This window comes from Sulfitobacter sp. TCYB15 (genome assembly GCF_040435955.1).
Classification (GTDB): domain Bacteria; phylum Pseudomonadota; class Alphaproteobacteria; order Rhodobacterales; family Rhodobacteraceae; genus Sulfitobacter; species Sulfitobacter pontiacus.
In genome coordinates this window covers 820,387-845,974 of the sequence record NZ_CP159193.1, presented here as the reverse complement: position 1 = coordinate 845,974, position 25,588 = coordinate 820,387, and the positions used below count along the sequence as shown (strand labels likewise).

The 25,588-nt window shown below is 59.9% G+C and carries 27 protein-coding genes; 15 read left to right on the top strand and 12 right to left on the bottom strand.

Annotated elements, in window-relative coordinates; translation table 11 throughout:
- Nucleotides 1–42: 42 nt before the first annotated feature.
- The gene (locus ABM428_RS04030; RefSeq protein WP_132997151.1) at nucleotides 43–1,389 is read right to left on the bottom strand and encodes a 1-acyl-sn-glycerol-3-phosphate acyltransferase; all 1,347 of its coding nucleotides are present in this window, start codon (nucleotides 1,387–1,389) and stop codon (nucleotides 43–45) included.
- Between the two features lie 181 nt (nucleotides 1,390–1,570).
- Between ABM428_RS04030 and ABM428_RS04025 the strand changes: the two genes are divergently transcribed.
- The 3 genes from ABM428_RS04025 to deoD all read left to right on the top strand — a co-directional run bounded on the left by ABM428_RS04025 (nucleotide 1,571) and on the right by deoD (nucleotide 4,755).
- Nucleotides 1,571–3,562: a methylmalonyl-CoA mutase family protein gene (locus ABM428_RS04025; protein ID WP_373276851.1), complete on the top strand. Its 1,992-nt coding sequence runs from the start codon at nucleotides 1,571–1,573 to the stop codon at nucleotides 3,560–3,562.
- 85 nt (nucleotides 3,563–3,647) lie between these two features.
- A complete protein-coding gene (locus ABM428_RS04020; protein ID WP_132997153.1) occupies nucleotides 3,648–3,962 on the top strand; it encodes an H-NS family nucleoid-associated regulatory protein in 315 nt (104 codons plus the stop codon).
- An 82-nt stretch (nucleotides 3,963–4,044) separates the two neighbouring features.
- Nucleotides 4,045–4,755 (top strand): purine-nucleoside phosphorylase, encoded by a 711-nt coding sequence (gene deoD, locus ABM428_RS04015; RefSeq protein WP_132997154.1) that lies wholly within the window; start codon nucleotides 4,045–4,047, stop codon nucleotides 4,753–4,755.
- An 81-nt stretch (nucleotides 4,756–4,836) separates the two neighbouring features.
- Here deoD and ABM428_RS04010 read toward each other — a convergent pair whose 3' ends face one another.
- The 11 genes from ABM428_RS04010 to ABM428_RS03960 form a co-directional block, all read right to left on the bottom strand.
- The gene (locus ABM428_RS04010) at nucleotides 4,837–5,679 is read right to left on the bottom strand and encodes a DUF1989 domain-containing protein (protein ID WP_132997155.1); all 843 of its coding nucleotides are present in this window, start codon (nucleotides 5,677–5,679) and stop codon (nucleotides 4,837–4,839) included.
- A gap of 51 nt (nucleotides 5,680–5,730) precedes the next feature.
- Nucleotides 5,731–5,946: a hypothetical protein gene (locus tag ABM428_RS04005; RefSeq protein ID WP_132997156.1), complete on the bottom strand. Its 216-nt coding sequence runs from the start codon at nucleotides 5,944–5,946 to the stop codon at nucleotides 5,731–5,733.
- A 61-nt stretch (nucleotides 5,947–6,007) separates the two neighbouring features.
- The gene (locus tag ABM428_RS04000) at nucleotides 6,008–6,787 is read right to left on the bottom strand and encodes a succinate dehydrogenase iron-sulfur subunit (RefSeq protein WP_132997157.1); all 780 of its coding nucleotides are present in this window, start codon (nucleotides 6,785–6,787) and stop codon (nucleotides 6,008–6,010) included.
- Nucleotides 6,788–6,840: 53 nt separating this feature from the next.
- The gene (locus tag ABM428_RS03995) at nucleotides 6,841–7,656 is read right to left on the bottom strand and encodes an FkbM family methyltransferase (RefSeq protein ID WP_132997158.1); all 816 of its coding nucleotides are present in this window, start codon (nucleotides 7,654–7,656) and stop codon (nucleotides 6,841–6,843) included.
- Complete coding sequence (locus tag ABM428_RS03990) at nucleotides 7,656–7,991, bottom strand: hypothetical protein (RefSeq protein ID WP_064216137.1); 336 nt, start codon at nucleotides 7,989–7,991, stop codon at nucleotides 7,656–7,658. Before ABM428_RS03990 ends, ABM428_RS03995 begins: the two co-directional genes overlap by 1 nt.
- An 82-nt stretch (nucleotides 7,992–8,073) precedes the next feature.
- Nucleotides 8,074–9,879 carry a succinate dehydrogenase flavoprotein subunit gene (gene sdhA, locus ABM428_RS03985; protein WP_005851527.1) on the bottom strand — a complete coding sequence of 602 codons (1,806 nt, stop codon included), beginning with the start codon at nucleotides 9,877–9,879 and terminating at the stop codon, nucleotides 8,074–8,076.
- A gap of 31 nt (nucleotides 9,880–9,910) precedes the next feature.
- Nucleotides 9,911–10,282: a succinate dehydrogenase, hydrophobic membrane anchor protein gene (gene sdhD / locus ABM428_RS03980; RefSeq protein ID WP_037964988.1), complete on the bottom strand. Its 372-nt coding sequence runs from the start codon at nucleotides 10,280–10,282 to the stop codon at nucleotides 9,911–9,913.
- Between the two features lie 11 nt (nucleotides 10,283–10,293).
- The gene (gene sdhC, locus ABM428_RS03975) at nucleotides 10,294–10,677 is read right to left on the bottom strand and encodes a succinate dehydrogenase, cytochrome b556 subunit (protein ID WP_353628194.1); all 384 of its coding nucleotides are present in this window, start codon (nucleotides 10,675–10,677) and stop codon (nucleotides 10,294–10,296) included.
- Between the two features lie 432 nt (nucleotides 10,678–11,109).
- The gene (gene mdh / locus ABM428_RS03970; protein WP_037943261.1) at nucleotides 11,110–12,072 is read right to left on the bottom strand and encodes a malate dehydrogenase; all 963 of its coding nucleotides are present in this window, start codon (nucleotides 12,070–12,072) and stop codon (nucleotides 11,110–11,112) included.
- Between the two features lie 189 nt (nucleotides 12,073–12,261).
- Nucleotides 12,262–13,284 (bottom strand): PRC-barrel domain-containing protein, encoded by a 1,023-nt coding sequence (locus ABM428_RS03965; RefSeq protein ID WP_180828701.1) that lies wholly within the window; start codon nucleotides 13,282–13,284, stop codon nucleotides 12,262–12,264.
- Between the two features lie 120 nt (nucleotides 13,285–13,404).
- A complete protein-coding gene (locus tag ABM428_RS03960; protein ID WP_005851518.1) occupies nucleotides 13,405–13,581 on the bottom strand; it encodes a hypothetical protein in 177 nt (58 codons plus the stop codon).
- Nucleotides 13,582–13,755: 174 nt separating this feature from the next.
- On the opposite strand from ABM428_RS03960, the gene ABM428_RS03955 reads away from it, so the two are divergent.
- The 12 genes from ABM428_RS03955 to ABM428_RS03900 all read left to right on the top strand — a co-directional run bounded on the left by ABM428_RS03955 (nucleotide 13,756) and on the right by ABM428_RS03900 (nucleotide 25,474).
- Nucleotides 13,756–14,613, top strand: coding sequence for a CoA ester lyase (locus ABM428_RS03955; protein ID WP_064216135.1), 858 nt, complete (start codon nucleotides 13,756–13,758; stop codon nucleotides 14,611–14,613).
- 5 nt (nucleotides 14,614–14,618) lie between these two features.
- Complete coding sequence (locus ABM428_RS03950) at nucleotides 14,619–15,176, top strand: NnrU family protein (protein WP_009826045.1); 558 nt, start codon at nucleotides 14,619–14,621, stop codon at nucleotides 15,174–15,176.
- An 18-nt stretch (nucleotides 15,177–15,194) separates the two neighbouring features.
- A complete protein-coding gene (locus ABM428_RS03945) occupies nucleotides 15,195–15,398 on the top strand; it encodes a DUF1737 domain-containing protein (RefSeq protein WP_009826044.1) in 204 nt (67 codons plus the stop codon).
- Complete coding sequence (locus ABM428_RS03940) at nucleotides 15,398–16,435, top strand: MaoC family dehydratase (protein WP_353628193.1); 1,038 nt, start codon at nucleotides 15,398–15,400, stop codon at nucleotides 16,433–16,435. Before ABM428_RS03945 ends, ABM428_RS03940 begins: the two co-directional genes overlap by 1 nt.
- Before the next feature lie 281 nt (nucleotides 16,436–16,716).
- Nucleotides 16,717–17,910: an ADP-forming succinate--CoA ligase subunit beta gene (gene sucC, locus ABM428_RS03935; protein ID WP_005851509.1), complete on the top strand. Its 1,194-nt coding sequence runs from the start codon at nucleotides 16,717–16,719 to the stop codon at nucleotides 17,908–17,910.
- A gap of 91 nt (nucleotides 17,911–18,001) precedes the next feature.
- Nucleotides 18,002–18,463: a succinyl-CoA synthetase subunit beta gene (locus ABM428_RS03930; protein WP_132997162.1), complete on the top strand. Its 462-nt coding sequence runs from the start codon at nucleotides 18,002–18,004 to the stop codon at nucleotides 18,461–18,463.
- Nucleotides 18,460–19,146, top strand: coding sequence for a hypothetical protein (locus ABM428_RS03925; protein WP_340244634.1), 687 nt, complete (start codon nucleotides 18,460–18,462; stop codon nucleotides 19,144–19,146). Before ABM428_RS03930 ends, ABM428_RS03925 begins: the two co-directional genes overlap by 4 nt.
- Nucleotides 19,147–19,189: 43 nt before the next feature.
- On the top strand, nucleotides 19,190–20,077 hold the full coding sequence (gene sucD / locus ABM428_RS03920; RefSeq protein ID WP_009826038.1) for a succinate--CoA ligase subunit alpha: 888 nt from the start codon (nucleotides 19,190–19,192) through the stop codon (nucleotides 20,075–20,077).
- Nucleotides 20,078–20,153: 76 nt separating this feature from the next.
- Nucleotides 20,154–23,117 (top strand): 2-oxoglutarate dehydrogenase E1 component, encoded by a 2,964-nt coding sequence (locus ABM428_RS03915; protein WP_353628192.1) that lies wholly within the window; start codon nucleotides 20,154–20,156, stop codon nucleotides 23,115–23,117.
- Between the two features lie 2 nt (nucleotides 23,118–23,119).
- Nucleotides 23,120–24,649, top strand: a complete 1,530-nt coding sequence (gene odhB / locus ABM428_RS03910; RefSeq protein WP_005851503.1) for a 2-oxoglutarate dehydrogenase complex dihydrolipoyllysine-residue succinyltransferase — start codon at nucleotides 23,120–23,122, stop codon at nucleotides 24,647–24,649.
- A gap of 30 nt (nucleotides 24,650–24,679) precedes the next feature.
- A complete protein-coding gene (locus ABM428_RS03905; RefSeq protein ID WP_353628191.1) occupies nucleotides 24,680–25,066 on the top strand; it encodes an MAPEG family protein in 387 nt (128 codons plus the stop codon).
- Between the two features lie 12 nt (nucleotides 25,067–25,078).
- Entirely contained in the window at nucleotides 25,079–25,474 is a 396-nt protein-coding gene (locus ABM428_RS03900) for an MAPEG family protein (protein ID WP_005851499.1), read from the top strand.
- Nucleotides 25,475–25,588 lie beyond the last annotated feature (114 nt).

The following is a 25,588-nucleotide window of genomic DNA, read 5'->3' as shown; positions in this document are numbered from 1 at the left end:
TTGCAGTCGCAGCAATTTCGGCAGTAGTTTCGCTTGTGTGACCTATCTGTCAAAGAAATGGGCGATAGAGTTGGCGTAGAACCGCAAGGCGGGGCGTTGCCCGTCGGCGGGGGCATAGCCACGATCCGACGCCGTGATCATCCCGCGCTGCACCAGATGATCGCGTGCTCTGGCGACATTGGCGGCGAAGTCCTGCGCCACAACCGTAGCCTCGTCAGAGGCCCGCGCGGCCATGCCTTGCATTTCCTGTTCCAGCGCGACGCCATCCAGCGGCTTTTCCGCCAGCAACAGCACCCGCGCCAGCAAGGGCACGAACAACAGTGGCATCTCGTGTTCGATCCGCCCCATCAGATCCTGCGCCAGCCCGTCCACATTCGGCGCGTCGCCATAGTCGCGCAAATGTACCGGCGTGCCGAACACGACCACCGCCTCACCGAAGCGCAGGAATTTGCCGCGCAGACGCAGCCAGATCTTGCGAACAATGAATTTCAAAATGACCGAGATTTGGGCATCGAAGCGGCGGGTGCCTGCCTCGTCCGCAGCAATCAACACGCGGTCTTCCAGCACGCGGTCATAGTTGATCGCCACCGGTACAAAGACGACATCGCGGTCTTTCAACTCGGCCTCAAGCACATAGCCAAGCAGACCCATCTTGGGCGGCATCAACTTGCCGTTCAGGCTCAGCCCGCCCTCGGGGAAGATCGCCTGGGTCACCCCGCCTTCGGTCGCCATCTGCACATAGCGGGCCAAGACCTTGCGATACAGCGCGCCGCGCGATTTGCGCCGGATGAAATACGCCCCCATCGACCGTATCAACCGGCTGAGCGGCCAGACACGCGCCCATTCCCCCACGGCATAGCTAAGCGCCGACGCCTCCCCCGCGAGGTAGGTCACCAGCACGTAGTCCATGTTGCTGCGGTGGTTCATCACAAAGATGACCGTGGCGTCTGACGGGATACCTTCGATCACCGCGTCGTTTTGCGATCCGGTGCGCACATCATACAGCGCATTCGCCAGAAACCGCGCCAGCCGGATGCCAAAGCTGAAATAGGCAAAGGCGCTAAAACTCGGGACGATCTCGCGGGCATAGCGGCGCGCCTGTTCGGAGGCGACGTTCTCGGGGATACCTTCGGCGCGCGCGTGATCCACAATCGCCTGACTGATCTGCGGGTCATAGATCAGACGCTGGATCATATCGTGCCGCCGCGCCAGCTTGAACGGTTCAATCGGGCGGGTCAGCCGCGTGTTCAGCTGTGCGACAGCTTTCTCCAGCCGTCTGCGAAAGAACCACCGGACCGAGGGCAACAGGAAATGGCTAAGTGCGGTCACAGCCGCGAACAGCAGGATCACCGCGAAAAGCCAGACGGGAAGTTCAATCGTTTGCGTCATCGCCCAACCCTTGCAGGACCCGCGCTGTCTGGGCAACATAAAACAGTCAACCACACATAGGGCACCCCTAGACAAGGCACACGCGACCCTAACGCAGCGGCTTTCGCCCATGCCGCAATGCAGCGAATTGACAGAGCCTGATTATTTCACGTATCAATCGACCAGCGCAAGAATATTACCCATTCGATTCACGAAAGGCCGCCCCATGTCGCAACCGCAAAAAGACCGCCCCTGGCTGATCCGCACCTACGCCGGACACTCCACCGCCGAGGCATCCAATGCGCTGTACCGCGCGAACCTTTTGAAAGGGCAGACCGGCCTGTCGGTCGCCTTCGACCTGCCCACCCAGACCGGATATGACAGCGATCACATCCTGTCGCGCGGCGAAGTCGGCAAAGTGGGCGTGCCCGTGGCGCATCTGGGCGATATGCGCAGCCTGTTCAAGGATATCCCGCTTGAGCAGATGAACACCTCGATGACGATCAACGCCACGGCGCCGTGGCTGCTGGCGCTGTATATTGCTGTGGCCGAGGAACAGGGCGCGGATGTGTCCAAGCTGCAAGGCACCGTGCAGAACGACCTGATCAAGGAATACCTGTCGCGTGGCACCTATATCTGCCCGCCTGCCCCGTCTCTCAAGATGATCGCGGATGTGGCCGAGTATTGCTATACCAACGTGCCCAAGTGGAACCCGATGAACGTCTGTTCCTACCACCTGCAAGAGGCCGGTGCCACGCCCGAGCAAGAGCTGGCCTTTGCCCTTGCCACCGCCACCGCCGTGCTGGACGCCCTGCGCCCCCGCGTACCCGAAGAGGACTTCCCCACGCTGGTGGGGCGGATCTCTTTCTTTGTGAACGCGGGCATCCGCTTTGTCACCGAGATGTGCAAGATGCGCGCCTTTGGCGACCTTTGGGACGAAATCTGCCGCGACCGCTATGGCGTTGAAGACCCGAAGTATCGCCGCTTCCGCTATGGGGTGCAGGTAAACTCCCTCGGGCTGACCGAACAGCAGCCCGAAAATAACGTCTACCGCATCCTGATCGAGATGCTGGCAGTGACCCTGTCAAAGAACGCCCGCGCCCGCGCCGTGCAGCTGCCCGCGTGGAACGAAGCGCTTGGCCTGCCGCGCCCGTGGGACCAGCAATGGTCGATGCGGATGCAGCAGATCATGGCCTACGAGACCGACCTGCTGGAGTTTGACGACCTGTTCGATGGCAACCCCGCCGTGGACCGCAAGGTCGAAGCCCTGAAAGAGGGCGCACGGGCCGAGCTGGCGAACCTTGACGATATGGGCGGCGCGATTTCGGCGATTGACTATATGAAGTCCCGTCTGGTCGAAAGCAACGCCGACCGTCTGGGCCGGATCGAGGCCGGCGAGACCATCGTCGTGGGCGTGAACAAGTGGCAACAGGGCGAACCCTCGCCCCTGATGACGGGTGATGGCGGCATCATGGTCGTGGACCCGGCAGTCGAGGCCGACCAGATCAACCGTCTGAACGCATGGCGCGACAGCCGTGATCAGGCCGCCGTGGACAAGGCGCTGGCCGATCTGCGCGCCGCCGCTGCCGAAGGCCGCAATGTAATGGAGCCCTCTATCGCCGCCGCCAAGGCGGGGGTTACCACCGGCGAATGGGCCGAACAGATGCGCAGCGTGCACGGCGAATACCGTGGGCCAACAGGCGTTGCTTCGGGCCGGTCAAACAAGACCGAGGGGCTGGACGACCTGCGCGACGCCGTGGATGCCGTCAGCACCCGTCTGGGTCGACGGTTGAGTTTTCTTGTCGGGAAACCGGGGCTCGACGGGCATTCGAACGGCGCGGAACAGATCGCCGTCCGCGCCCGCGATTGCGGCATGGAAATTGCCTATGAGGGTATTCGCCTGACGCCGTCGGAAATTGTTTCCGCCGCCGCTGAAGGAGAACATCACGTTGTCGGGCTTTCGATTCTTTCGGGATCGCATATTCCATTGGTCGAGGATTTAATGAAACAAATGCGCGCCGCCGGATTGGATCACATTCCCGTAATCGTGGGTGGTATTATTCCAGAAGAAGACGCCAAAAGATTGCGCGCTATGGGAGTCGCCCGTGTTTACACGCCGAAAGACTTTGAATTGAATACAATTATGGCAGACATCGTCACACTCGCCGATCCCGAAACTGTGGCCGCCGAATAAAAAGCGGCCAATTCAAAAACTCTTTGTTTGTTCATTCTTTTGGCGTAAAGCATTAATTGGCTTTTCGACAAAGGAATGAGCGAGAATGAGTATTGATCTAAGCACAATGTCCCACAAACAGCTGGAACAGCATTTGGAAGACGTGAAGATGGCGATTAAAAACGCATATGAACGCGACCGCGTAGAAGCCCGCAAAGCCGCTGAAAAAGCAGCCGCCGAATACGGGTTCTCGCTGGATGAAGTATCCGGCGGTACGAAAAAGGGCAAAGCCGCGAAAGCTGCCGCGAAATACGCCAACCCCGAAGACCCCAGCCAGACATGGACCGGCAAGGGCCGCCAGCCCAACTGGTTCCGCGACCTGATCGCCAGCGGCACAGATCCGGAAACGTTGGAACTGTAAACCGGACTGACATGCGCACAGCGCGCGGTTATTGCGTCCCCTCGGCGCATCCTCTTGGCTTTGGAAATATAAAGAGCATCCTATGACAATTCATATTGGCGCAAAACCCGGCGATATTGCCGAAACAGTCCTTATGCCCGGCGACCCGTATCGCGCGAAATGGGCTGCTGAAACATTCCTTAAAGATGCAAAACTTGTAAATGAAGTGCGCGGCATGCTGGGTTTCACCGGCACATGGAATGGCAACCGCGTCACTATTCAAGGCTCTGGCATGGGGATGCCCTCGCTGTCGATTTATGCCAATGAATTGATTTCCGAATACAACGCGCAAACCCTTATTCGGATTGGATCTTGTGGCGGGATGCAGCCGCAGGTTGGTATTCGCGATGTCATTATTGCCATGACCGCCACGACAATTACCTCGCCTTCTTCCGGTATCTTCCGCGAGATGAATTACGCCCCCTGCGCCGATTGGTCCCTGCTGCGTGCTGCCGTGGACGCGGCAGAGGCGAAAGGCACGAAAACCCATGTCGGCGGGATCTATTCGTCGGATGTCTTTTATGCCGAACGCCCCGATCTGGACGAGCAGATGACCCGCCACGGCATTCTGGGTGTCGAGATGGAAGCGGCAGAGCTTTATACCCTCGCCGCGCGCCACAAACGCCGTGCGCTGGCGGTGCTGACGGTCAGCGACCACCTGCAAACCGGCGAAGCGCTGCCCGCGGAAGAGCGCGAGAAATCCTTTGGCGATATGGTCGAAATCGCGCTACAGGCGGCTTTCCCCAATAACTGATGCGCGATGATCCCCCGTCGGACGCTCCGCGGGGGATTTATATCCATTTGGAAGGTTTGGCCGGGCGCTATCCTCGATCCCTTAGCCCCCGTGGCTGCGGTCGTAGCCGTTGGGGGACGGGCTTTGCCACCCATCAAGCGCGCCTTTGGCGGGGGCGAACACCTCTACCAGCAGCGGATAGCAGGCGGCAACGTCCGAGGAGTGTTTGGCGGAGCAATCCCCCCCCGGACAGGCGCTGAGCGCGCCGAGCAGGTCGATCTCGGCGAAAAACTCGAGGTAGTCGCCGGGGCGCACGGGGCTGGCCTTCATGAAATACTGGCCGGTGTCGCGGGTAAAGCCGGTGCACATAAAGACGTTCAGCACGTCATGCACGAAAGGCTCTGCCTCGGTGCGCGTGATGCCCTGATGATCGGCCAAGGCCCGGATCAGGTTGGAGTGGCAGCAATGGTGGTATTGCCCGCCCGACAACAGTTGGTTGGTATAGGGATCACAGCGCGTGCCGATCACATCATGCACCGAGCCGCCGAAGGCATCCATGCCGTACCAGTCGAGCGTATCATGGGTCAGCGTCGCCATAGGGCGCAGCGTGGGAAAGCTGCTCCACATGCGCTGTCCGGTGGTGATATGCGTGCCATGCAGTGCGCGGGTTTTGCCGGAGTAGAACCGTTCGGACAGATCGTTTTGCGCCCAGAGGTTCAAGTCACCGACCTGTGGCCCGTCGACCGAGGTAATCCGAAAGAAATGCCCCGCAGGCACGGTAAAGCAGCTTGCGTCACGAGGGGCGACGGTGACCTCGTCCACTTTGGTCAGCGTTTCGCGCGCGCGTCCGTAAAGCGCCATGTCAGGCACGGGCAGCGTTTCGACGGGATAGCAGATCACGGGCGCAACAGCGCGGCGGGCGTCGGCATCATGGGGCGGTGTCATAGCGGAAACTCCTGACTGTCGGGTTCGATCCAGAGGCCATCGCACGCGGCGTCAGAGAGGCCGGCCGCCGACACTGGCCTTGCAGTCGCGGGGGGCCGATTGGGTGGCGGTATAGGCCTCTGCTCCGCAGGCGACACAGTGGTAGAACTGCAGGCTGCCTTTGTCGCGGGTACTGTCCTTGCGCCAGCGGCATCCACGCACCGCTTTATCACGGTAGGCAACATAGGCGACGATCGCAAAAGCGATGGCAAAGGCAATCAGGATCATAGGGGGCACATGTCACGCCCCCCGCGCCATAGGGCCGCGGGAGGCGCAGGTTGCGATGGGATCAAACGGTGCGTTCGACCATCATCTTCTTGATATTGGCGATGGCTGCGGCAGGGTTCAGGCCCTTGGGGCAGGTCTTGGCGCAGTTCATGATGGTGTGGCAGCGGTACAGTTTGAACGGGTCTTCCAGATCGTCCAGACGTTCGCCTGTGGCTTCATCGCGGCTGTCGATGATCCAGCGGTAGGCATGCAGCAGCGCGGCTGGCCCGAGGTAGCGGTCGCCGTTCCACCAGTAGCTGGGGCAGGATGTCGAGCAGCAGGCGCACATGATGCACTCGTAAAGCCCGTCAAGCTTGGCACGGTCGTCGATCGACTGTTTCCATTCTTTCGCGGGCTCTGCCGTTTTGGTTTCAAGCCACGGCTGGATGGAGGCGTGCTGCGCGTAGAAATGCGTGAGGTCGGGGATCAGATCCTTGACCACGGGCATATGTGGCAACGGATAAATCTTCACCGCGCCTTTCACCTCGTCCACGCCGTAGGTGCAGGCCAGCGTGTTGATCCCGTCGATGTTCATCGCGCAGGATCCGCAGATGCCTTCGCGGCAGGACCGGCGGAAGGTCAGGGTCGGGTCGATCTCGTTCTTGATCTTGATCAGCGCGTCCAGAATCATCGGGCCGCAGGTGTCCATATCGACGAAATACGTGTCGATGGCCGGGTTCTTGCCGTCATCCGGATTCCAGCGATAGACCTGAAACTGCCGCAGGTTATTGGCACCTTCGGGTTTGGGCCATGTTTTACCGGTCGTCATCCGGGAGTTCTTGGGGAGCGTGAGTTGAACCATATCGCTTCTCCTGGTCTGTCGGGCAGTTGCCCAGTTCGTTACAATTCTGGCGCTTACGTCTTTCGGATGTAAAGCGCATTTCCCTCGGCGCGCAGGGTTTGACGGTACCCGGCGGCCAGTATCTCTGCACAAAGGTCGCCGTCCCACTGATCCGCGTGGCGGACCTCTATCAAGATCGCATCCGGCAGCCAGCCGCCGGATTTGCCCTGCGCGAGGATGGGGTTCAGCACGACCTCCTCGGCCCCTTCGACATCGATCTTGAGGATCGTGCCGTCATGGTGCCGTGCGGCGTGTGTAAAGGCGGACAGGGGCCGTGTGGGCACCAGCACGCCGCCGTTTTGTTGCTTGCCTTCGATCGGGAGCAGCGATGCCTGACCGTAGTTGTGCCCGCGGAAGTTCAGCATCGCCTCGCCCTCGCGGTCGGACAGCGCGCAGCCTTCGATTCGCACACGGTCGGTCAGATTGTTCAGCGCGATGTTCATGCCAAGCCGGCCAATCATCAGCGGGTTGGGTTCGAATGCCACAACGCGCGACCCGTCGCCCGCGGCCATCGCCAGCGGGATCGAATAGGCCCCGCAGTTGGCACCGATGTCAAAGACCAGCATGTTGCGGTTTTCCACCAGTTCGACCAAAGCCACCAGCGATTTGATCTCGGGCGGGTATTCGTTCAGCCAAAGGCAGGTTTCGGTGTAGTTATCGCGCGGATCCACCACCATGCGGATGTCGGCGAACTCCACCTCTGTGGGGCCAAGCTGCGCCTTGATGCGGGTGCGTTCGCTGGTGTCGCCGTCACGGAATTGCGCGCGCAGATCGGCCATATGGCCTGCATCCTTGCCCTGCGTATCCGGCGTGACGTTCGGGTGACCCATTAGCCCAGCAACCCCGGGACGCTGCCAGCGGAACGCGACAGGCATTGAACGGTTTCGGGGCGCGACAGTACCGCGCGCACGGTGGCGACGGTGGTGTCATCCACCCCGATTACGGCGGATTTGGCGAAAACGCGCACCTGAGCCGCATCGGCATTGTCGACGATACAATCGGTGAAGGGCGTGATCAGCTGCTTGGGCACCTGCGGAAAGCGCGTGGCAAGGGTTTCGGTGATGACCCCCTTGGTGCCTTCGCGGGCGATGCTGTCGACCTGCTGCGTTGCTTGCGCACAAGCGGACGCGGCCAAAATCATGGTCAAAGCGATAAACTGTTTCATGTCGCCTGCCCTCCGCCTGCAGGACGAGGGCACGGCCCCCGGTTTGGTCCCCTGCCCCCAAAACCGGAGGCAGGGTTTCAGATCAATACACCCGTGCTTTGGGTGCGATCTTTTTCATGTCGATCCCGCCTTCGGATTCCTCGGTCAGCGGGTCAAGGTGCACACCACGGTAGCTGAGCGTTGCCGCGTTCCCGTCGAAATACGCGAGGCTGTGCTTGCGCCAGTTCTCGTCATCGCGATCAGGGTAATCTTCGTGGGCATGCGCCCCGCGGCTTTCCTTGCGAGCAGCAGCGGCGGTGATGGTGGCCACGGCGTTCGGCATCAGGTTGGTCAGCTCAAGCGTTTCCATCAGGTCAGAGTTCCAGACCAGCGATGTGTCGGTCACGTGCAGATCAGCGATCTTGCCGGCGACTTCGTCCATCTTGACCTTGCCTTCGTTCAGCGTCTTGTCGGTACGGAAAACCGCAGCATCGGCCTGCATGGTTTTCTGCATTTCAAGCCGCAGCTCGGCGGTCGGGATCTGGCCCTTGGCATAGCGCAGGCTGTCAAAGCGTTCAAAGGCGGCATCGACCGATTTCTGGTTCGGCGTCGGTACGGGGGCCTCTGCGTCGACGACCTCTTTCGCGCGGATCGCGGCGGCACGGCCAAAGACCACAAGATCGATCAGAGAGTTCGAGCCCAAACGGTTCGCCCCGTGTACCGAGGCACAGCCCGCTTCGCCCACGGCCATTAGGCCCGGTGCCACGCGGTCCGGCGCGTCTTCGGTCGGTGCCAGTACTTCGCCCCAATAGTTGGTGGGGATACCGCCCATGTTGTAGTGTACGGTCGGCAGAACCGGGATCGGTTCTTTGGTCAGGTCCACCCCTGCAAAGATGCGCGCGGATTCAGAGATACCGGGCAGGCGCAGATCAAGCGTTTCCTTGGGCAGGTGGTTCAGGTGCAGGTGGATGTGGTCTTTGTTCTCGCCCACGCCGCGGCCTTCGCGGATTTCCATCGTCATACAGCGCGAAACAACGTCACGGCTGGCAAGGTCTTTGTAGGTGGGGGCATACCGCTCCATAAAGCGTTCGCCTTCGGAGTTGGTCAGATACCCGCCTTCGCCACGCGCGCCTTCGGTGATCAGACAGCCCGCGCCATAGATGCCGGTGGGGTGGAATTGCACGAATTCCATATCCTGCAAAGGCAGGCCCGCGCGCGCCGCCATACCGCCGCCGTCGCCGGTGCAGGTATGCGCCGATGTCGCCGAGAAATAGGCACGGCCATAGCCACCTGTCGCCAGAACAACCATCTTGGCGCTGAACAGGTGCATGGTGCCGTCGTCCAGCTTCCAGCACAGCACACCCTGACACACACCATCATCCGACATGATCAGATCAATGGCGAAATACTCGATGTAGAATTCCGCGTTATGCTTCAGCGACTGACCGTAAAGCGTGTGCAGGATCGCGTGGCCGGTCCGGTCGGCGGCGGCACAGGTCCGCTGCACGGGGGGGCCTTCGCCGAATTCGGTGGTGTGGCCGCCGAAGGGACGCTGGTAGATCTTGCCCGCTTCGGTCCGCGAGAAAGGCACGCCGTAGTGTTCAAGCTCGTACACCGCTTTTGGGGCTTCGCGTGCGAGGTATTCCATCGCATCGGTGTCACCCAGCCAGTCAGAGCCCTTGACCGTGTCATACATATGCCACTGCCAGTTATCGGGGCCCATGTTGGACAGCGACGCCGCGATACCGCCCTGCGCCGCAACCGTGTGCGAACGGGTCGGGAAAACTTTGGTCACGCAGGCTGTTTTCAGCCCTTGCTCTGCCATGCCAAGTGTCGCACGCAGGCCAGCGCCGCCAGCCCCCACGACAACGACATCATATTCATGCGTTTCATATTCATATGCAGCCATGTCTCGGTCTCCGGTATAGCGTAGGCGTGTGTTAAAGCGCGATGCGGGCGATGGCGAAAACGCCAACCGCGGCCGCACCATAGCTGAGGCAGGTCATCAGGATGATCGCAACTTTCTGCGACAACCCGTGGACGTAATCCTCGATCAGCACTTGGACACCGTCGTTAAAATGTTTGAAGCCAACGATCAGCGTCAGGGCGGCGACGATCGCGGGGAAAGGCCTGCTGTAGTAGGCGATGATCTCTTCGTAGGTGCCCCCAAGGGCGGACCCGAAGGTAAAGACGAAAAGCGGGATCAGGATCAGCAGCGCAACAGAGCTGACTTTCATCGCCCAGAAATGTGCGGTGCCCGATTTGGCCGAGCCCATGCCCATAGCGCGTTTGCGGTCTGTCAAATAAGCCATGTGTCTATCCCTCAGATGATCAGCGCGGTGATGATGGTCAAAACGACTGAACCGATCAGCGCGGCCCAGCCCAGCTTTTCAGCCGTCGGGATATCCAGCGCATAGCCGTTGTCCCAGATCAGGTGCCGGATACCGGCCAGCGAGTGATACCACAGCCCCAGCAGCGACAGGAACATGACCAGATCACCGAACCAGCTGGTGATGAAACCGTTCGCGATATCAAAATATTCCGCCGACGTTGCTGCCGCGAGGAACCACCAGACGATCAGCAGCGCGGCGACCAGCATCGCGTTGCCGGTGATGCGCGTCAGGATCGACGTCATGGAGGTCAGTTGCGGGCGATAGATCGTCAGGTGGGGTGACAGCGGGCGATTGCCCCGGTTCACATCTGCCATGATGGATTCCTTTTCTCGTCAGGTTGCGGTCATAGATAACGGTATTTTTGGGACTGTCACGTCCAGAGGCGTGAATTTGAAGCGGTTTATTGGCGCAGTTGCCCAAACCCTTCGGTTAGCGCCGGACATTTCTGCAATTTGTGATCACTAATTTTCCAGCTGTGATCACAAGCGCCAAAGCCAACCAAATTCATCGGGCTTTTCAGCAGCCGTTTGGGCGAAACTCAGCCCCAAGTGTTCGTTTGCGCGCCGCATGATGCGCATGTCTTCAACTTGCAACGCGGCAGATTTGGCTACCTGCGGAGACTGATCTGAGCGGGGGGAGCAAGCGGCTTTGGCATCATCCCGCGGGATCGTCCAATAGCAAGTGCAGGTGCAGCGGGCGGGGTTTACCGTGATCTCGACCACACCCGCCCGCTGCGCCTTAGGGCATTACTTCAGCGATTCATCGATGCCTTTGCACGCATCGACCAAGCCTTTAACGGCGTTCACAGAGTTGTCGAACATGGACTGTTCGTCCTTGTTCATCGCAATCTCGACTACACGTTCGACGCCACCAGCACCGATCACGGTGGGCACGCCGACATAGAAGCCGTCCAGACCATAGGCACCGTCAACATAGGCGGCGCATGGCAGAACGCGTTTTTGGTCTTTCAGATAGGCTTCGGCCATTTCGATTGCCGATGTCGCAGGCGCGTAGAACGCCGAACCGGTTTTCAGCAGGCCAACGATTTCGGCACCGCCATCACGGGTCCGCTGAACGATCGCGTCCAGCTTATCCTGTGTGGTCCAGCCCATTTTCACCAGATCAGGCAGTGGGATACCCGCAACGGTGGAATAGCGCGTCAGGGGCACCATTGTATCGCCGTGGCCGCCCAGAACGAAGGCAGTGACGTCTTTCATGGAGACGTTGAATTCAGTCGCGAGGAAGTGACGGAAGCGTGCCGAATCAAGCACACCCGCCATGCCGCAGACCTTGTGGTGAGGCAGACCGGAGAATTCGCGCAGCGCCCAAACCATCGCGTCCAGCGGGTTGGTGATGCAGATAACGAATGCGTCTGGCGCGTGGGCAGCAATGCCTTCGCCAACGGATTTCATAACCTTCAGGTTGATTCCCAGCAGGTCATCACGGCTCATACCGGGCTTACGCGCAACACCGGCAGTCACGATGCATACGTCTGCGCCAGCGATTTCAGAGTAGTCGTTCGCGCCGGTCATGGTCGCGTCGAATTTGGCGGATGGGCCAGATTCTGCGATATCGAGGGCCTTACCCTGCGGGATACCTTCGGCGATGTCGAACAGGACAACGTCGCCCAGTTCCTTGATTGCTGCGAGATGGGCAAGCGTGCCCCCGATTTGCCCTGCGCCGATAAGCGCGATCTTGGGTCTGGCCATGTGGTATACTCCGACAGGGTTACATTTCGCTTCGGGATACCGAAATGAAGCGCACCGTGCAAGTTGCGCTTGGTCCGGCATCACGTCACATCGCGCAGAGCCATAAAAAACGGGACCGTTCCTTTCGAAACGATCCCGTCTTGGTCAGCTTTTCAGCAAGCTATTGCCGAATTTGACTGAGCGTGAAGCTTAGCCTTGGTATTCAGGCTGTGCTTCCAGCGCTTCTTCGCTGCTGTCGATGTAGATGCGGAAGTCGTCGCCTTCAGCGTTCTTCATGATTTGCAGCTCGTCCCATGTAACGGCTACTGGCTTTTCGCCAATGCCCAGGAAACCACCGACGTTGATCACAACTTGGCCAACTTCGCCGTTGTCACCCATAACAAGGGCACCGATTTCGCCGACGGTCTCGTCGTTGGCACCGTAAACATAGGACCCTTCAAGGTCTTCTGCTGTTAGCGCGGCAACTTCATCAGCTGTGGCGTTTGCATAGCCTTCACGCTCAACCGCTGGGGCTGTCAGCATGGGGCGTTCCATGTCTTGCTCAAGCTCGTTTGCCCCTTCCGCCATTTCGGTGGTCGCTTCATCAACGGCCTGCTCTGTTTCAGCGGCTGCTTCTTCGGCTTCCATTTCAGCTTCGTTTGCCAGTGCTTCGGCATCCGCTTCCATTTCGGTCTCTGCGTCGACCTCAGCTTCGGCGTTCATGTCGGTCGCTGCCATATCTGTGTCAGCGTTCATGTCGGCGTTGGCGTCCATGTTTGCTTCGGTTTCCATGTCAGCTTCGTCGTCCATACGTTCGAACGCTGGGGCTTTTTCAAGCATCTCTTTGCTTGTGTTCACCACGAGGAAACGGTCGTCGCTGTCACCTTCTTCGGTCACGATGCGAATCTCGTCCATGTTCACGCTTACGTCACGCTCACCCATGCCGAGGAAGCCACCAATGCCGAGGATTACGGCCTTAACGTTGCCTTCGGAATCCAGCAGGACGTCGTTGATCTCGCCGATGTCGTCCCATTCCTTTTCGCCGTCAGCGGCGATGGTGGAGTTTGCTTCAACTTCTGTCTCGGAATTGTAGATACGCATGCCGATCAGGTCGGAGGCGAAGAAGTCAGTTTCTTGCGCTGTCACGGTACCAAAACCAGCTGCATGTGCATCTGCAAATGCGGGACCAGTCAAGCTCAGGATGATTGCGGTTGTGCCAAGAATACGTTTCATTGTTGATACTCCTTTAGAAGTTCCGGGTGATAATCACTCGGTTGTGATATCAACGATGATGTGGCGATTGCGTTCCGGCGATCCGCGTCTTTTTTCGCCGCTTTTATAATCTATGACATATCAAATGGGGCCCGCCTCCTTAGTTTGTTGATCCTGCGGCGGGTGCGAAATTTTTGCGGAAATCTTGTGGCATCCGTCACAACCTGCGGTTCGCGTTCCCGCCGCAACATCCTGCGTCAGCGCCACCACCGCCGCCGCGGCAGTTGCCAGCCCGATCAGGTTAAACAGTTTTACCATTCTACACCTCTTACACTTACACACGCACCAAGACGCCTTTCCTTCTGGCAGCAAAACCTGAAGGCCGCGTTAAAGCCGCAAATTATCTGACGCTGCGCTGCGGCGCGTTTGCGCTTGAAGTTTTCGTCTAAAAATGCAGACCTGCACGCAACATTATTTCTTGGAGAGTCGCAAATGTCGAAAATCACCCGCCCCCTGCGTTCCGTTCTATATATCCCCGGCTCCAAGGACCGCGCGTTAGACAAAGCCCGCGGGCTGCCAGCCGATGCGATTATCTTTGACCTCGAAGACGCCGTGATCCCGGAAGAGAAAACCGCTGCACGTGAAACACTCGCCACGGCGCTGAAAGACGGCGGCTATGGCAGCCGGTATAAGGTGATCCGCATCAACGGGCTGGACACCGAATGGGGTGCCGACGATGCCCGCGCCGCGGCGAAGATGGACTGCGACGCCATTTTGCTGCCCAAAGTCGGCAACCCCGCCGATCTGGACGCACTGGCCGAAATCACGGGCGACATCCCGCTTTGGGCGATGATGGAAACCCCCGGTGCGATGCTGAATGCCGCCGCGATTGGCGCGCATCCCAAGCTGCAATGTATGGTGATGGGCACCAACGACCTGAATAAAGACCTGCAAACCCGCGTGCGCGCCGACCGCCTGCCCCTGATGACCGGGCTTGGCCTATGCGTTTTGGCCGCCAAAGCCAACGGCATCGCGATTGTCGACGGCGTTTACAATGCGTTCAAGGACGACGAAGGCCACCGCGTTGAATGTGATCAGGGCCGCGACATGGGCTTTGACGGCAAGACCTTGATCCACCCCGCGCAGCTGGACGTCGCGAACGAGGCATTCTCCCCCTCCGAGGCCGAAGCCGATCTGGCGCGCCGCCAGATCGAGGCGTTTGACGAAATGCAGGCGACAGGTCAGGGTGTGGCCGTTGTGGACGGGCGCATCGTTGAAAACCTGCATGTCGCCACCGCACGCGAAACATTGGCAAAGCTGGACGCGATCGCGGCCCTGCAAACGGAGTAAACCTGATGATGGCACTTTTGATCCTTGGTCTGATCTTATGGGTCGGTGCCCATTATTTCCGTCGCTTCATGCCGGACCAGCGCGCAGCTATGGGCCGACGGGGCAAAGGCATCATCGCCGTCGCCATCGTGGCGGCGCTGGTCATGATCATTATCGGATACCGCGGGGCCGAGTTTATCCCCGTCTGGACGCCCCCGCCCTTCCTGACGCATCTGAACAACCTGCTGATGGTGCTGGCATTCTGGGTCTACGGGTCCAGCGCGGCCAAGGGGGCCAAGGCCTGGCCCGCCTATAAAACCCGCCACCCGCAGCTGATGGCCGTTAAAATCTGGGCGGTCGCGCATTTACTGGTGAACGGGGATCTCGCCTCTATCCTGCTGTTTGGCTCCATGCTGGCTTGGGCGGTCGGTTCCGTGATCCTGATCAACCGCGCCGAACCCAACTGGACCCCCCCTGCCCCCGCGGGCAAGGCCACCTATATCCGCCTTGCGGTGATCACGCTGGTGATGCTGGTCGTTGTGACCGCGATCCATACCCTGCTTGGCGTCTCTCCCTTTTCCTGAGTTACTGAAAGAACCCCCATGAAACTCTATCGTTTCCTGTCCGAAGAGGACACTTCCGCCTTTTGCCACAAGGTCACCGACGCGCTGAACAAGGGGTGGGAGCTTTACGGCACGCCCACGCAGACATGGGATGCCAAGGCAAATGTCATGCGTTGCGGTCAGGCCGTGACCAAGGAAGTCGAAGGCACCTATACGCCCGACACCAAGCTGGGGGCGCATTGATGGCACAGGCAAAGACCAACAAGGGCCGCTTCTTCGAGGACTACAAAGTAGGCGAGACGCTGCATCATGCTGTGCCCCGCACGGTCAAGGATGGTGAACGCGCGCTGTACCACGCGCTGTATCCCGCACGTCATGCGCTTTATTCCTCTGACCAGTTTGCCCAAAGCTGCGGCCTGCCTGCCAGCCCGCTGGATGATATGATCACCTTTCACATCGTGTTCGGGAAAACCGTGCCGGATGTATCGCTGAACGCGGTCGCCAACCTTGGCTATGCACAGGGGCGTTGGCTGGCTCCGGTCTGGCCCGGCGATACGCTGCGATCTGAATCCGAGGTGATCGGGCTCAAGCAGAACTCGAACGGGAAAACCGGGGTCGTCTATGTACGCACCACCGGCTTCAACCAGAACGACACGAAAGTGTTGGAATATGTCCGCTGGGTGATGGTGCGCAAACGTGATGTCGATGCCCCCGCCCCCGAAACGGTCGTGCCCGATCTACCTGAGGCGCTGACGGTTGACGATCTGTCGATCCCCGAAACGCTCGACTTCAGCAATTATGACTTTACCCTCGCGGGCGAGGCGCATCGCTGGGGCGATTATACCGTGGGCGAGATGATCGACCACGTGGATGGCGTCACCGTCGAAGAGGCGGAGCATATGATGGCCACCCGCCTGTGGCAGAACACGGCAAAGGTGCACTTTGACACCTCTGCCCGCCCCGACGGGTCGCGGCTGATCTATGGCGGGCACGTGATCTCTATGGCGCGGGCGCTGTCGTTCAACGGGCTGGCCAATGCGCAGATGATCGTGGGGCTGAACGGCGGGGCGCATGCGAACCCCTGCCTGTCCGGCGACACAATCCGCGCCTGGACCGAGGTTCTGGACAAAGCCGATACCGACAAACCCGGCGTCGGCGCATTGCGCTTGCGCTTGGTTGCCACCAAAGGCGGTGAGCCGTTCAAGCTGAAGGCTGAAGACGGCAAATACCTGCCCGATGTCCTGCTCGACCTCGATTACTGGGCACTGATTCCCAAGTAAGGTGCCCCCTTGACGGCGGCTGACTGGTCGCAAAACAAACAACTATATGTCGCGTTCGGCCCTTAAAACGTGGGGTTTCCGAGCGCGACAGCCGCTGCGTCGGCAACATTCCGCAGATTTTCCACCGTTAGCGCTATTTTGTGATCACACGCGAAATTCGTGTGATCACAAATGTCGCTTTTATCTGGAAAACCCTGTATTTCTCCGAAAAACTGTTTACCGAGTATCAAGACTCAATCGTATACCGCGATTAGACTGGAACAAAGACGGGACCGTTTTTTATGAACATCCACGAATATCAGGCAAAAGCCCTTTTGCGTAGCTACGGCGCGCCAGTATCCGACGGCCGGGTCGTGCTGAAAGCTGAAGAAGCGAAAACAGCCGCAGGCGAGATGGACGGACCTCTTTGGGTCGTCAAGGCACAGATCCACGCAGGTGGCCGCGGCAAGGGTTCTTTCAAAGAAGCCGACGCTGGCGACAAAGGCGGTGTACGCCTGACCAAATCGGTTGAAGAAGCCGCCGAAGAAGCCAAGAAAATGCTGGGCCGCACCCTGGTCACGCACCAGACCGGCCCCGCGGGCAAACAGGTCAACCGGATCTATATCGAAGACGGTTCGGGCATCGAAACCGAATTGTACCTCGCGCTGCTGGTGGATCGCCAGACCTCGCGCATCGGGTTCGTCTGCTCTACCGAGGGCGGCATGGACATCGAAGAAGTGGCCGAGTCCACCCCCGAGAAAATCATCAGCTTCTCTGTTGACCCCGCCGCGGGCTTCCAGCCCTACCACGGCCGCCGCGTTGCTTTCGCCCTGGGGCTGGAAGGCAAGCAGGTCAAACAATGTGTGACCCTGATGGGCCAGCTGTTCAAAGCCTTCGTCGAAAAAGACATGGAAATGCTGGAAATCAACCCGCTGATCGTCACCGACAGCGGCGACCTCAAAGTGCTGGACGCCAAAGTCAGCTTTGACGGCAACGCGATGTACCGCCACGGCGATATTGCCGATCTGCGCGACACCACCGAAGAAGACCCCAAAGAGCTCGAGGCGTCCAAGTACGACCTGAACTACATCGCTCTGGACGGTGAAATCGGCTGCATGGTGAACGGTGCCGGTCTGGCGATGGCCACAATGGACATCATCAAGCTTTACGGTGCCGAGCCTGCGAACTTCCTTGATGTTGGTGGTGGTGCCACCAAAGAAAAAGTGACCGAAGCATTCAAGATCATCACCTCCGACCCGCAGGTCAAAGGTATTCTGGTCAACATCTTCGGCGGCATCATGCGCTGTGACGTCATCGCCGAAGGCGTGGTCGCAGCCGTGAAGGAAGTCGGCCTGCAGGTTCCGCTGGTTGTCCGTCTGGAAGGCACAAACGTTGAAGAGGGCAAAGCCATCATCAACAACTCCGGCCTGGACGTGATCGCTGCGGACGACCTGAAAGATGGCGCGCAAAAGATCGTGAAAGCGGTCAAAGGCTAAAACTGGCTGGAAAGCTTGGATGATGCATCGTCTCGCCTTTTGTTTTTCCATTGCCGCGCTGGCTGTCCCTTTCGGGGCGGCCAGTAACGCTATGGCACAGACAACGCGCGCGGCGGACATCGCACAGGCCTTTGCAGACCATTGTTTCAGCCCGCGTCTGACCGCACGGACAGCGCAGGAACAGCTTGGCAGCACCGGGGCACGGGTCGATTTCTATGATCTGCGTCCCTTTACCTCGGCACCACAGTCTCCGGTGACGGGCGCGGCAGCAACGGCGGGCACAGACCGCCGCTGCGAAGTGTCCTTTGACGGGGCGGCACCGCAGGTTGCGCGACAGGGGATCGCCACCGGATTGGCACAGGAAAACCTGACCGATCTGGTAGATGTCCCCGCGGGGTTTCCCATCACGACGGGGGCCACCTATCGCGCCGCCGTCATGCTGAACCCCAACCGCATGGCTGTGGTACAATCGGGGGTACGCGACGGGGCGCAGGGGGTTGAAACCTTTGCCCGCGTCGAACGCCTGATCCCGCTGAACGAGGCAAGCCAATGACTGCGTCCGCGCAAAACACCGTCACCGGTGGCAAGGCCATCGTCTTTGGGATGACCGTTCTGGTCTTCGCAATGATGGCTGTCGTCGCACAGCTGCCCATGCCGATGCAGGATTCCCTGCTGGCCGAAGGCGGCCCGTTCGAGACGCTGTCGGTCGTTGGCTATGGCCTATGCATCTTGCTGATGTTCGTGCTGTGGCCCGCGGCTTCGGCGGCGCGTCGGTGGTACTTTGCGGTGTTCATGGCCCTGTTCGCGGCCCGCGAACTGGACCTTGATAAAAAGCCGTTCACCGAAGGACTGCTGAAAGCGCGGCAATTTTCCAGCGATGGCGTCAGCCTGATGGAAAAGGGCGTTGCCGGCGTCATCCTGGTGGCGATCATCGCAACCGGTCTGATCCTGTTGCGCCGCGAGACATGGGGCTTCATCCGTGGGGTCGCCAAAGGCGCGGCACCGCAGCTTGCTGTCTTGATCGGGCTGCTGTTCATCATCGTCTACAAGCTGACCGACGGGCTGGCGCGCAAGCTGGAACCCTTTGGCATCACGCTAGGCCAGGATCAGATCGATCTGGCCTACGTCATCGAGGAAGTCGGCGAACTGGGCATCCCGCTGATGTTCGCTGTTGCAATCTATCTGACATACCGACTGCCGCGCCTTGCGGCGGCGGCACCTTCCACCGCGCCCTGAGACCGGCGCCACCTGAATTGAACTTGAGAAGAAAGCACATAACATGGCCGTACTCGTAAACGAAAACACCAAAGTGATCTGCCAGGGCCTCACCGGCTCGCAGGGCACGTTCCACACCGAACAGGCCATCGCCTATGGCACCAAAATGGTCGGCGGTGTGACCCCCGGCAAAGGCGGCCAGACGCATCTTGACCTGCCCGTGTTCAACTCTGTCCACGAAGCCCGTCACGTCACCGAAGCCAACGCCACCGTCATCTACGTGCCGCCCCCCTTCGCCGCGGATTCCATCCTCGAGGCGATCGACGCCGAGATGGAGCTGATCATCTGCATCACCGAAGGCATCCCGGTTCTGGACATGATGCGCGTCAAGCGCGCGCTCGAAGGGTCCAAATCCCGCCTGATCGGGCCGAACTGCCCCGGCGTGATCACGCCTGACGCCTGCAAAATCGGCATCATGCCCGGCCACATCCACAAGCGCGGCACCTGCGGGGTTGTCTCGCGCTCGGGCACGCTTACGTACGAAGCTGTGAAACAGACATCCGATCTTGGCCTCGGCCAATCCTCTGCGGTTGGTATCGGCGGCGACCCCATCAAAGGGTCCGAGCATATCGATATCCTCGAGATGTTCCTGGCCGATCCAGAAACACAGTCGATCATCATGATTGGTGAAATCGGCGGTTCTGCCGAAGAAGAAGCGGCACAATTCCTGGCCGACGAGAAGAAAAAAGGCCGTTGGAAGCCCACAGCCGGTTTCATCGCGGGCCGCACAGCCCCTCCCGGCCGTCGTATGGGCCACGCCGGTGCGATCGTCGCAGGCGGCAAAGGTGACGCGGAATCCAAGATCGCAGCTATGAAAGAAGCAGGCATCGTTGTTGCGGATAGCCCCGCAACGCTGGGTGAAGCTGTTCAAGAAGCTATCAACAAAGGCTAACGCCAGATGGTGGGGCCTGACTTTTCAGGCCCCGCCGCTCTTACTTAAACGTCGCGCTCTCATCAGAGGTATCGCCATGACAGACCAACCCAAAAACGACCAGTTCCACGATACCTCCTTTCTCGAGGGGCAGAACGGCGAATACCTAGAGGCAATGTATGCCCGCTATGCCAGCGATCCCAATGCGGTTGATGGCGCATGGCAGGCGTTCTTCGAAGCGATGGACGATGACCACGCCGATGTTCAGGCAGAGGCCGCAGGCCCATCCTGGGCGCGCAGCGATTGGCCCCCCGTCCCGCAGGACGATCTGACCTCTGCATTGACCGGCCAGTGGCCCGTCCCGACCGAAGCGAAAGCCGCCGGTCAGAAGATTACCGAAAAAGCCTCCTCCAAGGGGATCGAACTGTCTGACGCGCAGGTGCAACGTGCCGTGCTCGACAGTATCCGCGCGTTGATGCTGATCCGCGCCTACCGTATCCGTGGCCACCTTGCCGCCGATCTTGACCCGCTTGGCATGCGCGACAGCGACACCCATCCTGAACTGGACCCGGCCGCCTATGGCTTCGGGCCCAAGGACATGGATCGCCCGATCTTTATCGACAATGTGCTTGGCCTTGAGATCGCGACGATGAAACAGATCGTCGATATCGTCAAAAGCACCTACTGCGGCACCTTCGCGCTGCAATATATGCACATCTCTGATCCCGAACAGGCCGCGTGGCTGAAAGAGCGGATCGAGGGCTACGGCAAGGAAACTCAGTTCACCCGCAATGGCCGCAAAGCCATCCTGAACAAGCTGGTAGAGGCCGAAGGCTTCGAGAAATTCCTGCACGTCAAATACATGGGCACCAAGCGGTTCGGCCTTGATGGCGGCGAAAGCCTGATCCCCGCGATGGAGCAGATCATCAAGCGCGGCGGTCAGCTGGGCATTCAGGACATCGTGATCGGCATGCCGCACCGTGGCCGTCTGTCGGTGCTGGCAAACGTCATGCAGAAACCCTACCGCGCGATCTTCAACGAGTTTCAGGGCGGCAGCTTTAAACCCGATGACGTCGACGGCTCCGGCGATGTGAAATACCACCTCGGCGCGTCCTCCGACCGTGAATTCGACGGCAACACCGTCCACCTGTCGCTGACCGCCAACCCGTCCCACCTTGAAGCGGTGAACCCCGTTGTTCTGGGCAAGGTCCGCGCCAAGCAGGACCAGCTGAACGACAAGGAACGCACCTCCGTGATGCCGATCCTGCTGCACGGGGATGCGGCTTTCGCCGGTCAGGGTGTCGTGGCCGAATGCTTCGCCCTTTCGGGCCTGCGCGGGCACCGTACTGGCGGGACCATGCATATCGTGGTGAACAACCAGATCGGTTTCACCACAGCGCCGCACTTCAGCCGCTCCAGCCCCTATCCGACCGATAACGCGTTGGTCGTCGAGGCTCCGATCTTCCACGTCAACGGCGACGACCCCGAAGCGGTCGTGCACGCGGCCCGCGTGGCGACGGAATTCCGTCAGAAGTTCAAGAAAGACGTGGTCATCGACCTGATCTGCTACCGCCGCTTTGGTCACAACGAAGGCGACGAGCCGATGTTCACCAATCCGGTGATGTACAAGAAGATCAAAAAGCAAAAGACCACGCTGACGCTCTATACCGAGCGGCTGGTGAAAGACGGCCTGATCCCCGAGGGCGAGATCGAGGATATGAAAGCCGCCTTTCAGGAAAAGATGAACACCGAATTCGAGGCCGGCAAAGAATACCGCCCCAACAAGGCCGATTGGCTGGATGGCAAGTGGTCGCACCTCGATAAGGCCAAGGAAAAGAAATACCAGCGTGGCAAGACAGCCATCGCCGCCGAAACCATGGCGGATGTGGGCAAGGCGCTGACCGCCGCACCCGACGGCTTTCCGCTGCATAAAACCGTGGCGCGCCTGCTGGACGCCAAGGCCGAGATGTTCAAATCCGGCGAAGGCTTCGACTGGGCCACAGCCGAGGCGCTGGCCTTTGGCTCGCTCTTGACCGAAGGGTACAAGGTCCGCCTGTCCGGTCAGGACTCCGCCCGTGGCACCTTCTCGCAGCGTCACTCGGCCCTGATCAATCAGGAAAACGAAGACCGCTACTACCCGCTGAACCACATCCGCGAAGGTCAGGCAGAATACGAAGTCATCGACTCCATGCTGTCGGAATACGCGGTTCTGGGCTTTGAATACGGCTACTCGCTGGCGGAACCCAACGCGCTGACCCTGTGGGAAGCGCAGTTCGGCGACTTTGCCAACGGCGCGCAGATCATGTTCGACCAGTTCATTTCCTCGGGCGAAAGCAAATGGCTGCGCATGTCCGGCCTCGTCTGCCTGATGCCCCATGGCTATGAAGGGCAAGGGCCCGAACACTCCTCCGCGCGTCTGGAACGCTTCCTGACCATGTGCGGCGGCGACAACTGGATCGTGGCGAACTGCACCACGCCCGCGAACTACTTCCACCTGCTGCGCCGCCAGCTGCACCGCAGCTACCGCAAGCCGCTGATGCTGATGACGCCGAAATCCCTGCTGCGCCACAAGCTGGCCGTCAGCAAGGCCGAGGAATTCACCACCGGCTCCTCTTTCCACCGCGTCCTCTGGGACGATGCGGAACAGGGCAACTCGGACACCACATTGGCGGCGGACGACAAGATCAAGCGCGTCGTCATGTGTTCGGGCAAGGTCTATTACGACCTGCTGGAAGAACGCGACGCCCGTGGCATCGACGACATCTACCTGCTGCGTTTCGAACAATTCTACCCGTTCCCCGCGCAATCCGCTGTGAAAGAGCTGGAACGCTTCAAGAATGCGGAAATGGTATGGTGTCAGGAAGAGCCCAAGAACCAAGGGGCATGGTCCTTCATCGAACCCAATATCGAATGGGTTCTGGGCCGTATCGACGCCACCCACACCCGTCCGACCTATGTCGGTCGCGCCACCTCGGCCTCGCCTGCGACCGGCCTTGCCTCCCAACACAAAGCACAACAAGCAGCCCTCGTTGACGAAGCGCTGACCATCGAAGGAAAATAACCATGACAAGCGAAGTACGCGTCCCTACCTTGGGTGAATCCGTAACCGAAGCGACCGTGGCAACATGGTTCAAAAAGCCCGGCGATAGCGTCGCAGTCGACGAAATGCTCTGCGAGCTGGAAACCGATAAGGTCACCGTCGAAGTGCCCTCCCCCGTGGCGGGCACTCTGGCCGATATCGTCGCCGCCGAAGGCGAAACCGTCGGCGTTGACGCGCTGCTGGCCAATATCTCCGAAGGGGATGCGGCCCCGGCGAAATCCGAAGCCCCCAAGGCGGTCGATGCTGGTGCCGAAGACGTGAAACCCCGCGACGCTGCGGATGATGTCGACGTCATGGTCCCCACCTTGGGCGAATCCGTGTCCGAGGCGACCGTCAGCACGTGGTTCAAGACCGTCGGTGACCACGTCGAAGCAGATGAAATGCTGTGCGAGCTGGAAACCGACAAGGTCAGCGTCGAAGTGCCCGCGCCGACATCGGGAACGCTGACCCAGATCATCGCCGAAGAAGGCAGCACGGTCGAGGCCAACGGCAAGCTCGCCGTGATCAGCCAGGGCGAAGGCGGCAGCGCAAGCAAACCCGCCGATGATACCGCTGAACCCAAAGCGGGCGGTCAGGTCCCTGCCCCCGGCAACGCGCCCTCGGGCGATGTCGAAGACGCGCCGTCCGCCAAGAAAGCCATGGCCGAAGCCGGCATCAGCCGCGATCAGGTCACCGGCACAGGCCGTGACGGACGTGTAATGAAGGAAGACGTGGCCAAGGCTGTTGCCGCTGGCAAGAACGCGGCAAAACCTGCCGCAGCCGCGCCACGCGCCCCATCGGCCCCCCAGGACGCCGCCCGTGAGGAACGCGTCAAGATGACCCGTCTGCGCCAGACCATCGCGAAACGTCTGAAAGACAGCCAGAACACCGCCGCCATGCTGACGACCTATAACGAGGTCGACATGACAGAGATCATGGCCCTGCGGAACGAATACAAAGACCTGTTCCTGAAAAAGCACGGCGTCAAACTCGGCTTCATGTCCTTCTTCACCAAGGCCTGTATCCACGCCCTGAACGAAGTACCCGAAGTGAATGCCGAAATCGACGGCACCGATGTGGTCTACAAGAACTACGTCAACATGGGCATCGCGGCCGGCACACCCACCGGCCTGGTCGTGCCCGTGGTCAAGGACGCGCAAGCGATGTCCTTTGCCGACATCGAAAAGGAAATCGGTGAACTGGGGGCCAAGGCCCGCGACGGCAAACTCTCCATGGCGGAAATGCAGGGCGGCACGTTCACTATCTCTAACGGTGGTGTCTATGGCTCGCTGATGTCCTCGCCGATCCTGAACCCGCCACAATCGGGTATTCTCGGGATGCACAAGATTCAGGACCGCCCCATGGCGATCAATGGTCAGGTCGTGATCCGTCCGATGATGTATCTGGCGCTCAGCTATGACCACCGCATCGTGGACGGCAAAGGTGCCGTGACCTTCCTCGTCCGCGTGAAAGAAGCGCTCGAAGACCCACGCCGCCTGCTGATGGACCTGTAACCCACCACACCCACCGCCCAGAAAGGACAAATGATGACAGAGACCACGATACTCGCCGCCTATGGCCTGCTAGTTATGCTGACAATCTTGCTTCAGGTTCTGGGCGGTGCGCAACAACTCAGCCTGGGCTATCTGCTCTCGTCGCGCGACGAAGACCGGTCGATGACCGGCATGACGGCCCGGCTGAAACGCGCATTGGACAACTCCATCGTGGCAATGGCGCTCTTTGCCCCGGCGGTGCTGATCCTCGAAATGCTGGACCGCACCAATGCCACGTCCCTGCTGGCCTCACAGGTCTTCCTCATCGCGCGGATCATCTATCTGCCGGTCTATGCGCTTGGCGTGCCCGCGATCCGGACCCTCGCATGGCTGGCAGGCTTTGCCGCCACCGCCATTCTCTATTTCCTCGCGCTATAGCGGACCGCCAAGATGACACCCGAACTCACCGTTCTGACCCTCGCGGCGCTGCTTCAGGTCGTGACCTTTGTGGCCTATGCGATCCCTGCCAACCGCGAGGTCGGCCCCGGCTACACCATGTCCGCGCGTGACCGAGAACCGTCGAAATCGCTCTCTGACAGGACCGCCCGTCTGGGCCGCGCCTTCAACAATATGTTCGAAGCGCTGGCGCTTTTCGCCGTCGCAGTCGTGGTGCTGCAGATGTCCGGCCAGAACACGACCTACACCGCCATTCTCGCATGGATCTTCCTCGCGGCCCGCGTCGCCTATGTGCCAGCCTATGCGCTTGGCCTGCGGCCCGGACGCTCGCTGATCTGGGCCGTGGGCTTGGGTGCTACGGTGCTGATGCTGCTGGCCGCGCTGTTTTGATCTTCCAAATGGCATAGATCCCGGGGGCGTGCGCTTGCGCACGGGGGCAGCGCCCCCTAGCCTTGACCACAACACGCCCCGCCCCTTCATGCCTGAACACCACACTTTCTACTC

What these genes read in the sequence shown, in the direction of transcription:
- ABM428_RS04030 (WP_132997151.1), bottom strand. Translation starts at nt 1,389, where the DNA reads ATGACGCAAACGATTGAACTTCCCGTCTGGCTTTTCGCGGTGATCCTG.
- ABM428_RS04020 (WP_132997153.1), top strand. Translation starts at nt 3,648, where the DNA reads ATGAGTATTGATCTAAGCACAATGTCCCACAAACAGCTGGAACAGCAT.
- deoD (WP_132997154.1), top strand. Translation starts at nt 4,045, where the DNA reads ATGACAATTCATATTGGCGCAAAACCCGGCGATATTGCCGAAACAGTC.
- ABM428_RS04010 (WP_132997155.1), bottom strand. Translation starts at nt 5,679, where the DNA reads ATGACACCGCCCCATGATGCCGACGCCCGCCGCGCTGTTGCGCCCGTG.
- ABM428_RS04005 (WP_132997156.1), bottom strand. Translation starts at nt 5,946, where the DNA reads ATGATCCTGATTGCCTTTGCCATCGCTTTTGCGATCGTCGCCTATGTT.
- ABM428_RS04000 (WP_132997157.1), bottom strand. Translation starts at nt 6,787, where the DNA reads ATGGTTCAACTCACGCTCCCCAAGAACTCCCGGATGACGACCGGTAAA.
- ABM428_RS03995 (WP_132997158.1), bottom strand. Translation starts at nt 7,656, where the DNA reads ATGGGTCACCCGAACGTCACGCCGGATACGCAGGGCAAGGATGCAGGC.
- ABM428_RS03990 (WP_064216137.1), bottom strand. Translation starts at nt 7,991, where the DNA reads ATGAAACAGTTTATCGCTTTGACCATGATTTTGGCCGCGTCCGCTTGT.
- sdhA (WP_005851527.1), bottom strand. Translation starts at nt 9,879, where the DNA reads ATGGCTGCATATGAATATGAAACGCATGAATATGATGTCGTTGTCGTG.
- sdhD (WP_037964988.1), bottom strand. Translation starts at nt 10,282, where the DNA reads ATGGCTTATTTGACAGACCGCAAACGCGCTATGGGCATGGGCTCGGCC.
- sdhC (WP_353628194.1), bottom strand. Translation starts at nt 10,677, where the DNA reads ATGGCAGATGTGAACCGGGGCAATCGCCCGCTGTCACCCCACCTGACG.
- mdh (WP_037943261.1), bottom strand. Translation starts at nt 12,072, where the DNA reads ATGGCCAGACCCAAGATCGCGCTTATCGGCGCAGGGCAAATCGGGGGC.
- ABM428_RS03965 (WP_180828701.1), bottom strand. Translation starts at nt 13,284, where the DNA reads ATGAAACGTATTCTTGGCACAACCGCAATCATCCTGAGCTTGACTGGT.
- ABM428_RS03960 (WP_005851518.1), bottom strand. Translation starts at nt 13,581, where the DNA reads ATGGTAAAACTGTTTAACCTGATCGGGCTGGCAACTGCCGCGGCGGCG.
- ABM428_RS03955 (WP_064216135.1), top strand. Translation starts at nt 13,756, where the DNA reads ATGTCGAAAATCACCCGCCCCCTGCGTTCCGTTCTATATATCCCCGGC.
- ABM428_RS03950 (WP_009826045.1), top strand. Translation starts at nt 14,619, where the DNA reads ATGATGGCACTTTTGATCCTTGGTCTGATCTTATGGGTCGGTGCCCAT.
- ABM428_RS03945 (WP_009826044.1), top strand. Translation starts at nt 15,195, where the DNA reads ATGAAACTCTATCGTTTCCTGTCCGAAGAGGACACTTCCGCCTTTTGC.
- ABM428_RS03940 (WP_353628193.1), top strand. Translation starts at nt 15,398, where the DNA reads ATGGCACAGGCAAAGACCAACAAGGGCCGCTTCTTCGAGGACTACAAA.
- sucC (WP_005851509.1), top strand. Translation starts at nt 16,717, where the DNA reads ATGAACATCCACGAATATCAGGCAAAAGCCCTTTTGCGTAGCTACGGC.
- ABM428_RS03930 (WP_132997162.1), top strand. Translation starts at nt 18,002, where the DNA reads ATGGCACAGACAACGCGCGCGGCGGACATCGCACAGGCCTTTGCAGAC.
- ABM428_RS03925 (WP_340244634.1), top strand. Translation starts at nt 18,460, where the DNA reads ATGACTGCGTCCGCGCAAAACACCGTCACCGGTGGCAAGGCCATCGTC.
- sucD (WP_009826038.1), top strand. Translation starts at nt 19,190, where the DNA reads ATGGCCGTACTCGTAAACGAAAACACCAAAGTGATCTGCCAGGGCCTC.
- ABM428_RS03915 (WP_353628192.1), top strand. Translation starts at nt 20,154, where the DNA reads ATGACAGACCAACCCAAAAACGACCAGTTCCACGATACCTCCTTTCTC.
- odhB (WP_005851503.1), top strand. Translation starts at nt 23,120, where the DNA reads ATGACAAGCGAAGTACGCGTCCCTACCTTGGGTGAATCCGTAACCGAA.
- ABM428_RS03905 (WP_353628191.1), top strand. Translation starts at nt 24,680, where the DNA reads ATGATGACAGAGACCACGATACTCGCCGCCTATGGCCTGCTAGTTATG.
- ABM428_RS03900 (WP_005851499.1), top strand. Translation starts at nt 25,079, where the DNA reads ATGACACCCGAACTCACCGTTCTGACCCTCGCGGCGCTGCTTCAGGTC.